This window comes from Paraburkholderia sp. (assembly GCF_047605525.1).
GTDB lineage: Bacteria > Pseudomonadota > Gammaproteobacteria > Burkholderiales > Burkholderiaceae > Paraburkholderia.
Genome location: NZ_JASGFN010000004.1, coordinates 246,345 through 259,780 on the forward strand (window position 1 = coordinate 246,345; position 13,436 = coordinate 259,780).

Annotated in this window: 12 protein-coding genes; 7 read left to right on the forward strand and 5 right to left on the reverse strand. The window is 64.4% G+C overall.

Going from position 1 to position 13,436, the window contains the following annotated elements:
• The first annotated feature begins 20 nt into the window (after positions 1-20).
• Together ispH and hpnH are read left to right on the forward strand one after the other, a co-directional pair.
• Positions 21-965, forward strand: coding sequence for a 4-hydroxy-3-methylbut-2-enyl diphosphate reductase (gene ispH, locus QM685_RS07810; RefSeq protein WP_415114441.1), 945 nt, complete (start codon positions 21-23; stop codon positions 963-965).
• Between the two features lie 10 nt (positions 966-975).
• Entirely contained in the window at positions 976-2,130 is a 1,155-nt protein-coding gene (gene hpnH, locus QM685_RS07815; RefSeq protein WP_415114443.1) for an adenosyl-hopene transferase HpnH, read from the forward strand.
• 138 nt (positions 2,131-2,268) lie between these two features.
• On the opposite strand, the gene QM685_RS07820 is transcribed toward hpnH, so the two are convergent.
• On the reverse strand, positions 2,269-2,871 hold the full coding sequence (locus QM685_RS07820; protein ID WP_415114445.1) for an MlaC/ttg2D family ABC transporter substrate-binding protein: 603 nt from the start codon (positions 2,869-2,871) through the stop codon (positions 2,269-2,271).
• A gap of 213 nt (positions 2,872-3,084) precedes the next feature.
• On the opposite strand from QM685_RS07820, the gene QM685_RS07825 reads away from it, so the two are divergent.
• From QM685_RS07825 to QM685_RS07845, 5 genes are all read left to right on the forward strand, one after another.
• Positions 3,085-5,700 carry an MMPL family transporter gene (locus QM685_RS07825; RefSeq protein ID WP_415114447.1) on the forward strand — a complete coding sequence of 872 codons (2,616 nt, stop codon included), beginning with the start codon at positions 3,085-3,087 and terminating at the stop codon, positions 5,698-5,700.
• A 2-nt stretch (positions 5,701-5,702) separates the two neighbouring features.
• Positions 5,703-6,812, forward strand: coding sequence for a VacJ family lipoprotein (locus QM685_RS07830; protein ID WP_415114449.1), 1,110 nt, complete (start codon positions 5,703-5,705; stop codon positions 6,810-6,812).
• A 158-nt stretch (positions 6,813-6,970) separates the two neighbouring features.
• Positions 6,971-7,447, forward strand: coding sequence for an Hcp family type VI secretion system effector (locus tag QM685_RS07835; RefSeq protein ID WP_415114451.1), 477 nt, complete (start codon positions 6,971-6,973; stop codon positions 7,445-7,447).
• Between the two features lie 6 nt (positions 7,448-7,453).
• The gene (locus QM685_RS07840) at positions 7,454-7,948 is read left to right on the forward strand and encodes an STM2901 family protein (RefSeq protein ID WP_415114452.1); all 495 of its coding nucleotides are present in this window, start codon (positions 7,454-7,456) and stop codon (positions 7,946-7,948) included.
• Positions 7,920-8,279: a DUF1493 family protein gene (locus QM685_RS07845; RefSeq protein WP_415114454.1), complete on the forward strand. Its 360-nt coding sequence runs from the start codon at positions 7,920-7,922 to the stop codon at positions 8,277-8,279. The genes QM685_RS07840 and QM685_RS07845 overlap by 29 nt, the downstream gene beginning before the upstream one ends.
• A gap of 130 nt (positions 8,280-8,409) precedes the next feature.
• On the opposite strand, the gene QM685_RS07850 is transcribed toward QM685_RS07845, so the two are convergent.
• The 4 genes from QM685_RS07850 to hpnD are packed head-to-tail and all read right to left on the reverse strand — an operon-like array spanning position 8,410 to position 13,296.
• Positions 8,410-9,165, reverse strand: a complete 756-nt coding sequence (locus tag QM685_RS07850) for a phosphorylase (RefSeq protein WP_415114456.1) — start codon at positions 9,163-9,165, stop codon at positions 8,410-8,412.
• A 3-nt stretch (positions 9,166-9,168) separates the two neighbouring features.
• Positions 9,169-11,178 carry a squalene--hopene cyclase gene (shc, locus tag QM685_RS07855; protein WP_415114458.1) on the reverse strand — a complete coding sequence of 670 codons (2,010 nt, stop codon included), beginning with the start codon at positions 11,176-11,178 and terminating at the stop codon, positions 9,169-9,171.
• Positions 11,178-12,443, reverse strand: coding sequence for a hydroxysqualene dehydroxylase HpnE (gene hpnE, locus QM685_RS07860; protein WP_415114460.1), 1,266 nt, complete (start codon positions 12,441-12,443; stop codon positions 11,178-11,180). Before hpnE ends, shc begins: the two co-directional genes overlap by 1 nt.
• A gap of 4 nt (positions 12,444-12,447) precedes the next feature.
• Positions 12,448-13,296, reverse strand: a complete 849-nt coding sequence (gene hpnD / locus QM685_RS07865; RefSeq protein WP_415114462.1) for a presqualene diphosphate synthase HpnD — start codon at positions 13,294-13,296, stop codon at positions 12,448-12,450.
• Positions 13,297-13,436: the final 140 nt, after the last annotated feature.

The following is a 13,436-nucleotide window of genomic DNA, read 5'->3' on the forward strand; positions in this document are numbered from 1 at the left end:
CAGTCGGAGTTCGCCAACTTATGCGAGTCATCCTTGCCCAGCCCCGCGGCTTTTGTGCGGGCGTTGTCCGCGCAATCGAAATCGTCGATCGTGCGTTACAGCAACACGGCGCGCCCGTGTACGTCCGGCACGAGATTGTCCACAACCGTCATGTGGTCGACAATCTGCGCCGGAAAGGCGCGCGCTTCGTCGAGGAACTCGATGAAGTGCCGCAAGGCGCGGTGGCGATATTCAGCGCACATGGTGTCGCGCAGACCGTCGAGCGTGACGCCGAAGCCCGCGGTCTCGACGTGCTCGACGCAACCTGCCCACTCGTCACCAAGGTTCACGTGCAAGGCCGCCAGTATGTCGCCGCCGGCCGCACGCTGGTCCTGATCGGCCACGCGGGCCATCCGGAAGTGGAAGGCACGATCGGCCAGATTCCGGGCAAGGTGCTGCTCGTGCAAAGCGAGGCGGAGGTTGAGAAGCTCGAGCTGCCGGTCGACACGCCGCTCGCCTACGTCACGCAGACCACGCTGTCGGTCGACGACACGCGCGGCATCATCGATGCGCTGCTGCGCCGCTTCACCGACATCGTCGGTCCGGACACGCGCGACATCTGCTACGCGACACAGAACCGCCAGGCGGCGGTGCGCGAGCTGAGCAAGGAAGTCGACGTGCTGCTCGTGGTGGGCGCCACCAACAGCTCGAACTCGAACCGGCTGCGCGAAATCGGTAGCGAGAGCGGCGTGGCGAGCCACCTCGTCGCCGATGGCTCGGAAGTGAAGCCGGAATGGTTCGTGGGCGTGCAGACGGTCGGCATCACGGCCGGCGCGTCGGCACCGGAAGAGATGGTCGAAAACGTAATCGATGCGCTGCGCGCATTGGGGCCCGTCGATGTCACGACGATGGCGGGCCGTGAAGAGAAAGTCGAATTCAAGTTGCCATCGAAACTGATGCAACCACTCGCTGCACGCGAAGTTTAAGGAGGACATCTTGTCTATTCCGCTGCTACAGAAAGTCCGCGTCGGCGCATACATCATGCGCCAGCATCTGTCCGGCAACAAACGCTATCCGCTCGCCTTGATGCTGGAGCCGCTGTTTCGCTGCAATCTCGCCTGCAACGGCTGCGGCAAGATCGATTATCCGGATCCCATCCTGAACCAGCGTCTGTCGCTGGAAGAGTGCCTGCAGGCCGTCGACGAATGCGGCGCGCCAGTCGTGTCGATCGCGGGCGGCGAGCCGCTGCTGCACAAGGAAATGCCGCAGATCGTCAAGGGCATCATGGCGCGCAAGAAGTTCGTGTATCTGTGCACGAACGCGCTGCTGATGGAAAAGAAGATGGACGACTACGAGCCGAATCCGTACTTCGTCTGGTCGGTCCATCTCGACGGCGACAAGGAAGCGCACGATCACTCGGTGTCGCAGGAAGGCGTGTACGACAAGGCCGTCGCCGCGATCCGCGAAGCGAAGCGCCGCGGCTTCCGCGTGAACATCAACTGCACGCTGTTCAACGACGCGCAGCCGGAGCGCGTCGCGAAGTTCTTCGACACGCTGGGCCCGATGGGCGTCGACGGCATCACGGTGTCGCCGGGCTATGCCTATGAGCGCGCGCCGGACCAGCAGCACTTCCTGAACCGCGACAAGACCAAGCAGCTGTTCCGCGAAATCTTCAAGCGCGGCAACAACGGCAAGAACTGGTCGTTCAGCCAGTCGGCGATGTTCCTCGACTTCCTCGCCGGCAACCAGAGCTACGAATGCACGCCGTGGGGCAACCCGGCGCGTACCGTGTTCGGCTGGCAGAAGCCGTGCTATCTGGTCGGCGAAGGCTACGTGAAGACCTTCAAGGAACTGATGGAAACCACCGACTGGGACAAGTACGGCACCGGCAACTATGAGAAGTGCGCGGACTGCATGGTCCACTGCGGTTTCGAAGCGACGGCCGTGATGGATACGGTCGCGCATCCGCTGAAGGCGCTGAAGGTCAGCATGCGCGGCCCGAAGACCACGGGCGCGTTCGCAAAGGACATTCCGCTCGACAAGCAGCGTCCCGCCGAGTACGTGTTCTCGCGTCACGTCGAGATCAAGCTCGAAGAGATCAAGCGCACCGGCACGGGCAAGAAGGTGCAGACCGCGACCGCGGCGCACTGAGCGGTTCGACCAGGGCGGCCGCGCGCCGTCCTGCGTTGCGCACGATTCCTTATGCATAAAAAAAGCGCGGTGACCAATCAGGGCCACCGCGCTTTTTCTTTACCGCCTTTCTTTTACCGCCTCAAATGGTATCGACTCTCAGGCACCGCGCGCATTGTGCGCGGTCAGAAACTTGATCAGCCCGTCGATACCGCCTTTGTTGATCTGGTCGGCGAACTGCGTCTGATACACCTGGATCAGCCATGCGCCCATCATGTTGATGTCGTAGATCTTCCAGCCGGACGGTCCCTTGGTGAGCCGGTAGTCGATCGCATCGTCGCCGCCGTTGCTGATTACGTGCGATTGCACGACGATGTCGGAGGCGCCACCCGGCACGCTCACCGGCATAAACTTGAACTTCACGTCCTGGTCGCGCAATTGGGACAGCGACGCCGCATAAGTGCGTGTGAGCAGCAGCGTAAACTGCTCGTACAACTGCTTCTGCTGTTCCGGCGTTGCCGTCGACCAGGGCTTGCCGACCGCGATACGCGTGGTGCGCTGGAAGTCGGTAGCAGGCAGGAAGTGCGTCTCGACAATTTGCGTAATCTTCGCCATGTCGCCGCCGCGCGCCTGTGAGTCCGTTTTCATCGCGGTAACGGTGCCTTCGACGGCACTTTTTACCACCGTGTCGGGCGCGCTTTGCGCAAACGCCGCCGTGGACACCACGGCCGCAGCCAGGAAAGCAGACAGATATCGTTTCATACGCTCGTCAAGACCAGAAAGAAGTAGCACCGGCGGGCCAGGAAGCCCGAGGCTAAAGAGGGGTAGACCAGTATAGCCGGGATTGTGTTCCCATCCCGGCCGGCGCCGGCGGGCGCCGGACTTGCTACCGAAGTCGGGTTGCGGTGCCCCGGCTCTGTATACTTATGCACCTTTGTCAAAAACAACACCCGTGATAAGGCCACGTCCGCCTACATGCTGAAGTCATCTATCGTCCGTCTCGTCGCGTACTCGGTGCGTCATCCGTTCAGGATCATCGCGCTGTCGTTCGTGCTCGCCGTTCTGAGCGGCGTCTACGTCGCGCATAACTTCAAGATCAATACGGACATCAGCCGTCTCATCGAAACCGACAAGCAGTGGTCGGCGTTACAGAACGCGCTCGACGCCGCGTTCCCCGAGCGCGGCGACACCGTGCTCGTGGTGGTCGAGGCGCGCGCGCCCGAATTCGCCGACGCCGCCGCCAACGCATTGACCGCCGCGCTCAGGGCCGATCCGAAGGAGTTCACGTCGGTCTCGCAGCCCGCCGGCGGCCCGTTCTTCGAACACAACGGCCTGCTGTTCCCGTCCACCGACGAGGTGATGTCCACCACATCGCAGCTCGTGCAGTCGCGCCCGCTCGTCAATGCCCTCGCGCACGATCCGAGCCTGACCGGTCTCGCCGGCACCCTGACAACGAGCTTGCTGTTGCCGCTGCAACTCGGCCAGGTGAAGCTCGCCGACATGAGCCATCTGCTTTCGCAAAGCGCCAATACGCTCGATCGCGTGCTGGCTGGCCAGCCGGCCGCGTTCTCGTGGCGCGCGCTGGTCGACAAAAGCGTTGCCACCGACCCGGCGCGCGCGTTCGTCGTCGTACAGCCGGTCGTCAACTACGACGCGCTGGAACCGGGCGCGAGCGCATCGAGATCGATCCGCGCGACGGCCGCTTCGCTGCACCTCGACGCGCGCTACGGCGCGACGATCCGCCTGACCGGCGAGCAGCCGCTCGCGGACGAAGAGTTCGCATCGGTGCAGGACGGCGCGGTACTCAACGGCATCGGCACCTTCATCGTCGTGCTCGTCATTCTGTGGCTCGCTCTGCGCTCGGGCCGCATGATCCTCGCCGTGTTCATCACGCTGTTCGTCGGCCTCGCGATCACCGCCGCGCTCGGTCTGATGATGGTCGGCGCGCTCAACATGATTTCGGTCGCGTTCATGGTGCTGTTCGTCGGGCTCGGTGTCGATTTCGGCGTGCAGTTCGGCGTCAAGTATCGAGAGGAGCGCAATCGCGACAACCGGCTGTCGGCCGCGCTGATGCACACCGCGCACAGCATCGGCGTGCCGCTCACGCTCGCGGCGGTCGCGGTCGCGCTGAGCTTCTTCTCGTTCCTGCCGACCGCGTACCGCGGCGTGTCGGAGCTCGGCCAGATCGCGGGCGTCGGCATGTTCGTCGCGTACTTCACGAACATGACGCTGCTGCCGGCGCTGCTGAAGGTCCTCAGGCCGCCCGGCGAAGCCGGCTCGCCGGGCTTCAAGCGGCTCGCCCCCGTCGACGACTTCCTCGATCATCACCGCAAGCCCGTGCTGATCGGCACACTGATCGTCGTGCTCGGCGCGACGCCGCTGCTCACGCATCTGCGCTTCGATTTCAATCCGCTGCACCTGAAGGACCCGCATACGGAGTCGATGGCGACGCTGCTGTCGCTGAAGGATTCGCCCGAAGCCGCGGTCAACAACGTGCATGCGCTCGCGCCGTCGCTCGCCGATGCCGATGCGATCGCCGAGCGTTTGCGCAAGCTGCCCGAAGTGGGCCGCGTGACGACGCTGAGCACGTTCGTGCCCACCGATCAGCAGCAGAAGATGATGCTGATCGCGAGCGCCGCGCAACAGTTGCTGCCCGCGTTGCAGCAGCAGCCCGCGCCGCGGGCCACCGACGACGTGCGCGTCGCCGCCCTGAAGCGCGCGGCGAACCAGTTGTCGCTCGCCGCCGAGGATCATCCGGGGCCGGGCGCCGCCGAAGCTCAGCATCTGTCGGCGACGCTGCAGAAACTCGCGAGCGCCGACGCCGCGACGCGCGACCGCGCGGAAGTCGCGATGTCCGACACGCTGCGCTTCGCGTTGAAGCAGTTGGAGAACCTGCTGCAGCCGACCGAAATCACGCGCGAGAACCTGCCGAAGGAGATCACCGCGACGTGGATCGGCAAGGGCGGCCGCGCGCTCGTCGACATCGCGCCGAAAGTGCCGCCCGGCGTCGATCCGAACGACGACCAGATGCTCGCCCGCTTCGCGCACGCGGTGAAAAAGGCTGAGCCGGGCGCGATCGGCGGCCCGATTTCGATCCTGCATTCGGCCGACACGATCATCAAGGCGTTTTTGCAAGCGGCGGTCTACGCGTTGCTGTCGATCGCGGTACTGCTATGGATCGCGCTGCGGCGCGTCGGCGATATGCTGCGCACGCTGGTGCCGCTGCTGGTTTCCGCGCTCGTGACGCTCGAACTGTGCGTGGTGTTCGGCATGCCGCTGAACTTCGCGAACATCATCGCGCTGCCGCTGATGCTCGGCGTCGGCGTCGCGTTCAAGATCTACTTCGTGATGGCGTGGCGCCACGGCCAGACCAGCCTGCTGCAATCGAGCCTGACGCACGCGGTGCTGTTCAGCGCGGCGACCACGGCCACCGCGTTCGGCAGCCTCTGGCTGTCGCATCATCCTGGCACGTCGAGCATGGGACGGTTGCTCGCGCTGTCGCTGTTCTGCACGCTGATCGGCGCGGTGGTGTTTCAGCCGGTGCTGATGGGCAAGCCGCGCCAACGTCGCGGGAAGCAAAAGGGAATTTAGGCATGAAACTACGTAATGCCACGCTGGCGCTCACCGTCGCGGGTCTGATCTCCGGTTGCGCAACCGCGCCCGACCGCAAGCCCGGTGATCCGTTCGAGCCCGTGAACCGGGTCATCTTCAATTTCAACGACGGCCTGGACCGCTATGTCGCGGTGCCGGTCGCGAAGGGCTACCAGAAGGTGACGCCGCAACCGCTGCGCACCGCCGTCAGCAACTTCTTCTCGAACCTCGGCGACCTCACCAATGCCGCGAACGCGCTGCTGCAACTGAAGATCACCGATGCGACCGAAGACATCATGCGCTTCGCGTTCAACTCGGTGTTCGGCATCGGCGGCCTGCTCGACTGGGCGACGCCGGCGGGATTGCCGAAGCATCACCAGGATTTCGGCCTGACACTCGGGCATTGGGGCATTCCGTCGGGCCCGTATCTCGTGTTGCCGCTGTTCGGGCCGAGCACGGTGCGCGACAGCATGGGGCTCGTCGTCGACGTGAAGTTCAATCCGTTGAACTACATGGAACCGGCGACGCGTAATCCGCTGTACGTGCTGCAGTTCGTGAGCACGCGCTCGGACCTGCTCGGCGCGACCGATCTGCTGCAACAGGCCGCGCTCGACAAATACTCGTTCGTGCGCGACGCCTATACGCAGCAGCGCCGCGCGCGTCTGCGCGGCACGAGCGACAACAATGCGCCGCTGCCGAATTACGAAGATCAGGGGAATACGGGCGCCGCAGCGCCCGCAGCCGGCGCGCCGGCCGCGGGGGGGCTGCCGAACTACTCGGATCCGGGTGCCGCGGCGCAAGCACCGAATGGTGCTTCCGGGGCGGGTGGGGCGAAGAGTGCGTCGCCGAGTGATCTGCCGAATTACACCGATCCGGGGGAGGCGACGCCGGCACCGAATGGCGCATCTGGGGCGGGTGGGGCGGGTGGGGCCGCGAAGGACTCGCCGAATGACGTGCCCAACTACGTCGATCCCGGCGATACCGCGGGAGGCAGCGCAGCGGGTGCCCCGCCAGCGGCGTCGCCAGTCGGCGCATCGGCCGTGCAAACGCCTGCCCCCCAGGCCGCGCCAGCGGACACCAGACAGCCGGCCGCCGCACCGGCCGCGCAGTAGCGTTTCAACAACGGCGCTCAATGCGCAGCGGGGCGCCCGCAATGGAAGCTCCGCAGAAGGTAACTACGTCGAAGCCTGGGGTTAATTTTTTAAGTTTTGTCTGATTCGTTCGACGCGCACATTCGGCTAGGCTGATTTTTTACCTAAAAAGCGCGAGAATGGCAGACATTTTTATCAAGATTGACGGTATCGCTGGCGAATCACAAGACGCCACACATCCAGATGAAATTAAAGTCGTCGGTTGGAACTGGAGCGTAACCCGGAAGTACGGCGTGCAGTCTGGTAGCGGCGGCGCGGCAAAAGCCACCGTTTCAGATTTGCACTTTGTACATCAAATCGACAAGGCAACTCCGAATCTGGCTGCTTTCTGTTTTCAGGGAAAACACATTAAGCAAGCCGTGTTGACCATGCGCAAAGCCGGAAGTCTGCCGTTCGAATATCTGAGGATTTCCATGTGTGATGTGATTATCACGCACGTCGAGCAGGCAGGGAGTCAGGGACTCGATATGGAACATGTAAGCCTCAGTTTCGCGAGGATAAAACAGGAATATACAATCCAGAGGGCTACCGGTAGTAGCGCAGGCACGGTAATGTCAATTATCGATATTAAACAGAATACATCGCCTGACGAGTGACCGGTCATGAATGAATATGAGCTTCTAATCACCAGTTCGAGTCCTGAGAAAATCAATCTCTACAGCTACGGTACGCTTGAGGATTTGACGCCTCAGGAATTATATCTATGCCTTATGGCAGAAGAAATGCTGGAACAACTAGGAATTCATGATATTGCATCTGTAATGGCTATCATTCTTGGATATCCTTTTTTGATGACGAAAGCCAAACCAAACGGGGCAACGACAGGAACATCGATTGTTTCGCTTGTATGCAGGGAATTGCTTGATATCCGGCTCAAAAAAGCCTATCTGCCAGCTATTACAGGAACCCTGGGAACATTGAAACTATCGTGGACTAATCACATAGGGGCTTTCGTTGGGAGAACGATTCCTGAAATCGGGTGGGTAATTGGCGTTTATGATGTTGTATCAATAAGTATAAAAACGACCATGCGTTACAACAACATTGCCAAACCGGAGGATAGAATAAATGACGCAACCACTGGAACTCTCGGATAATCTTTTGAGTTTCATAAATAAACAGGCAGGATTATGGCGACAGCATATCCTGGTAGCTTCCACAACGATTGAACGTGATTTAGGGGTGACAGGAATAGATGCGGGCGAATTCATGGAAGCATTTTTCCAGCATTTCAATGTTGATCCTGGTGATTACGATGAGGCGCGATATTTTGGTCCGGAAGGGTTTGAACTGGGACTATCGTTTATCACCCGATGGATTGAGCGTCGACATAAAGTCAAAAGACCGCCAAAAGAAATACTGACAATTGGCATGCTCCAGCGCGCTATCGAGTTCGGTGTATGGGACAGCCAACGTCTAAGTCAGTGACGACGAGGGCGCGTTGCCGACACAAAGTACGCATTTGTTGCCAGAACGAATGCCGTGCATGAGCATCTTCTGCCCACACGACAACGCCGAATACAACAACAAAAATCGATCGCGGCGCAGGTCCCCTACATCAAACGATGGCCGGCATCCGCAGCACCCCGCCCTCGCCCATTGCCCGGCGCGCCTGCATCAGCGTGGTCCGCGCGGCGCGGGCATCGGCGGCAAGACGGATCAGCGCGCCGAGCTGCGACGGCTGCCGCAGCAATTCCCGCAGAATCGGCCCGAGTGCCGTGCTGCCGTCGTCGCGCAGACCGGCCGTGGCGGCCGGCGGCAGTGTGCGCCAGGCCGGATCGACGACCGCGCGGCATATCGCGAACGGCAGCCTATGCGCGGCGGCCGTCGCGCCGGCAATATGCGATTCCATATCGACCGCGAGCGCGCCGGTTGAGCTGTGCAGCGCGCGCTTGTCGTCGGCGGTGATGAGGGGTGCGGCGACCGCCGCCATCGAGCCCCGCCGCAGACGCCCGGCAAGCCCCTCCGCCGCCCCGGCGGCGGTCACGGCGGCAACGATCCTGTGCGCCCACTGGCGATCGGTCTCGAGCCGCCCGAACGGCCCATCGACGGCATCCGCGACGATCAGCGCGCCCGGCTCCAGGTCCGGCGCGAGCCCGCCCGCCGTACCGAAGCTGATGATCCCCGCCGCGCCGCGCGCGACCGCCGCGCTCAGCGCGCGTTCGAGCAGATCGGCGCGCGCCGCGTACACGGCCTCGACACGATCGCCGCCGTCACCGCGCGCGATGCGCGCCTCGAACGCCATGCCCGTCACGACGATCACAGGCAAGCTGCCGGCGCCCGCCCCGGCGGATGGCGTGGTCGACCCAGGCATCCGCTACATTCCGACCGCGACGCGCGTGAGCCCGTTGCGCTTCAGATGACGGAAGCGCGCCAGCGCCCACAGCGGGAAGAACTTGCGATAACCGTGGTAACGCAGATAGAACACGCGCGGGAAACCTGTCGCGGTGAAGCGCGTTTCGTCCCACAGACCGTGCTCGCGCTGTTCGCGCTGCAGATAGTCGATGCCGCGCGCCACCGCCTCGTGGTTGACCTCGCCCGCCGCCATCAGACCGAGCAGCGCCCACGCGGTCTGCGACGCGGTGCTCGGCGCGCGCTCGTAGCCGCGATAGTCGAGCTTGTAGCTCTCGCCGCCCTCGCCCCACCCGCCGTCCTCGTTCTGGATCGACACGAGCCATTGCACCGCGCGCTTCATGCGCGGATCGTCGTGCGGCATGCCGGCCGCGTTCAGCGAACACAGCGCGGTCCACGTGCCGTAGATGTAGTTCAGACCCCAGCGGCCGTACCAGCTACCGTCCGACTCCTGTTCCTGCAGCATGTACTCGAACGCGCGCCGCGCCGGCTCGCTGGCCTGCGGCAATTCGCCGAGCTGCGCGAGCATCGACAGACAGCGGCCCGACACGTCGGCAGTCGGCGGATCGAGCAGCGCGCCGTGATCGGAGAACGGGATGTTGTTCAGGTAGTACTGGGTGTTTTCCGGCTCGAATGCGCCCCAGCCGCCGTCGCTGCTCTGCATGCCGACCACCCATTCGCGCGCGCGCGCCATCGCTTCCTGGTAGGCCGTCGATTGCGTGAGCGCCGCCGAGCGATGCATCGCCATGACGACCACGGCCGTATCGTCGACATCCGGGTAATGCGCATTGTGGTACTGGAACGCCCAGCCGCCGGGGCGCACGTTCGCGCGGCGCGAAATCCAGTCGCCACGCACGTCGAGAATCTGCAGCGGACGCAGCCATTCGAGCCCGCGTTCGGCCGCCCGCGCGGCACGCGCGTCGCCGGTTTCGAGCAGCGCGTGCGCGACCAGCGACGTATCCCACACCGGCGACAGACACGGCTGGCAATACGCCTCGTCTTCCTTGACGACGAGCAGCTTGTCGAGCGACTTGCGCGCGATCGCGCGATGCGGGTGATCGGCCGGATAGCCGAGCACGTCGTACATCATCACCGAATTGGCCATCGCCGGGAAGATCGCGCCGAGGCCGTCCTCGCCGTTCAGCCGCTCGTCGACGAACGCGACCGCCGCGCGGATCGCGCGCTCACGCGTCGCCTTCGGCAACAGGCCATCGACCGCGCGCAGCACCGTATCGACGCAGCGGAAGAAGCCGAACCAGCCCGCGTGCTGATGCGGCGCGCGCTCGTTCATGCCGGTGTTCACCGGCGCGCCGCGGAACAGCTCGTCGATGCGCACGCGGCGCGGGTTGCGCGCGAGCGGACGCTTCGCGTTCAGCACGAGCAGCGGCACGATCACGGTGCGCGCCCAGTACGACACCTTCGACAGATGGAACGGGAACCACATCGGCAACAGCATGATTTCGACGGGCATCATCGGCACCGCGCGCCACGACACCACGCCGAACAGCGCGAGCAGGATCCGGGTGAACACGTTCACGTGTTCCGCGCCGCCGTGCGCGAGGATCGCATCGCGCGCGCGCACCATGTGCTCGGCGTCGACCGGATCGCCGATCATCTTCAGCGCGAAGTACGCCTTCACGCTCGCGCTGACGTCGAACGCGCCGTCGGTGAAGAGCGGCCAGCCGCCGTTCGGCAACTGGATACGGCGCAGATAACGCGCGATCTTCTGTTCGAGTTCGAGGTTCGGCGTTTCGCCGAGGTAGTGAACCAGCAGCACGTATTCGGACGGAATCGTCGCGTCGGCTTCGAGTTCGTAGAGCCAGTGGCCGTCGGGCTGCTGCGCGGCGAGGATCGCGTCGGTCGCACGCGCGATCGAGGTGTCGAGCGGGGTGGCGGAGGTTGCCGCATCAGGCACCGCGTCGGCGGACTCAGGCAGGACCGCGTCGAGCGGCTGGCTTTGAGATAAATCGTTCATCAGCGTTCCATCGGTTGATTCAGCAGCGTATCCGCGGCCTTCTGGCCGGAGCGGATCGCCCCTTCGAGCGTCGGGGGCAGGCCGGTAGCCGTCCAGTCGCCCGCGAGCATCAGGTTGTTCCAGCGGGTGCGCGTGCCCGGCCGCTGCGTTTCCTGTCCGGGCAGCGCGGCAAACGTCGCGCGCGGCTCTGTCACGACCTGCCACGGCGGCAGCGGCGCGGGCGGCAGGTCGACCGCCCGCGCGACTTCGGCCCAGACGGTTGCCGCGAGCGCATCGGGCGGCGTGTCGAGCAGCTTCCCGGCATCGGCGAGCGTCACCGAGAGACGCCCATCGAACGCGAGCAGCCATCCGGCCGTTCCGTTCAGCAGGCAGCTCACTTGCGGCAAGCCGAACGGCGGCTCGACGGCGAAATGCACATTGATCGCCGCCGCGAAGCGGTCGGGCGCACGCAACCCCGGTACGAGCGTCGGCGCCACTTCGGGCGGCAGCGCGAGGATCACAGCCTCGTTCGCGCCGAGCGTCACGCTCTCGTCGACGAAATGCAGCGCCTGCACGCGAGCAGGATCGGCCGCGAACGTGACGTCGCGCAGACGCGAACCGAGCCGGATCGTCGCGCCGCCATGTTGCAGCAGCCGCAGCGCCGGATCGACGAACGCGCTGCCGAGCCCGTTGCGCGCAATGAGCGGCCGGCATGCGAGGCCGCCCGCGAGCAGTGTCTCGCGCACCATCGCGCCAGTCAGCTCGGCCGACGCGTCGCGCGGCTCGATATTCAGCAGCGCATGCAACAACGGCCTGAGCAGCCGGTCCCACAGCGGGCCGTTACAGCGCATCGTCTGCGCGACGCTGCGGCCCGGCTTCGCGAACAGCAGCGGCACGAGCGCCAGATAATCGGCCGGATGGGTGTTCGGCGCGCGCGCGTCGGGATCGAAAATCCACCACGGCAGCCGCCCCGGCGACAGCCGCACGGTCCAGCGCGCCCGCGTGGCCAGATCGACGAACGGATACTCGGGCAGCGACGGGCCGGCCAGTTCGTCGGCGGCGCCGATCGCGCGCATGTAGTTCAGCGTCGCGGTATTGCCCGACAGCACGATGTGGTTGCCGCTATCGAGCGTCGCGCCGAGCTTCGCGTCGTAGAACGACCGGCAGCGGCCGCCGGCGTAGTCCCGCGCTTCATGCAGAACGACCCGGGCGCCGCGCCGCTGCAACTGCACGGCGGCGGCGAGACCGGCCGCGCCCGCGCCGATCACGTGAACGAGCTTCGGCATCAGCTCAGAAGAGCGCGTAGCGCGCGACGATCCACAGCAGGCGCAGCTTCGGCTTGCCGACCTTCGTGCGCGGCATGTCGAAGCCGCGCTCGAGTGTACGGTCGAGCAGCACGCGATAGACGCCCGACATGATGCGCGGCGCGCGCACCTGCGCACGCGGTTCGCGGTCCATGATCGCGTCGGACTCGGCGAAGTGCTGCTTCGCGCGCTCGGCGAGCGTCGCGCAAACGCGCGGCAGCGACGGATCGTCGGCGATCTGGTGCGGGTTCGTCACTGCAATGCCCTCGCGCGCGAGCAGTTCGAGCGGCAGATAGCAGCGGTTGATATCGGCGTCTTCGTCGATGTCGCGCAGGATATTGGTGAGCTGCAGCGCGCGGCCAAGGTGATGCGCGAGCAGGCGGCCCGGCTCTTCGCGCATCCCGAATATCCTCACCGACAGACGGCCCGCCGCGCTCGCGACGCGGTCGCAATAGAGGTCGAGCGTGGCGTCGTCGGGCGCGCAGATGTCGGCGGCGGCGTCCATCGCCATGCCGTCGATCATTGCGTGAAAATCCTCGCGTTGCAGATGAAACGTATGAATGTGCCGCGTGAGCGCGCGCAGCGACGCGCGCGGCGCGCCCGCATAGCACGCGTCGATGTCGGCGCGCCATTGCTCGAGCGCGGCCGCGCGTTCGGCGCGCGGCAGATCGCTGTCGGCGATGTCGTCGACGGCTCGGCAGAAGGCGTAGACCTGATACATCGCATCGCGCTGCGCCGCCGGCAGGATGCGCATGGCGAGATAAAACGAGCTGCCGGACGTGGCGGCAGCGGCGTCGATTTCAGTATCGTCCACGACAAGATTGGAAACAGCCAAGACGATCTCCGCTGGAGGCGCCCGCTGAAAGGCGTTCAAAGAAGTTTTTATGCCGACCCGCAGGGCAAGTGGACCCGCGCGCGCGGACACGCGCAGAACATCCGGCTGGGTGGCCGGAAACGGCGAAAAGTATAGCAATC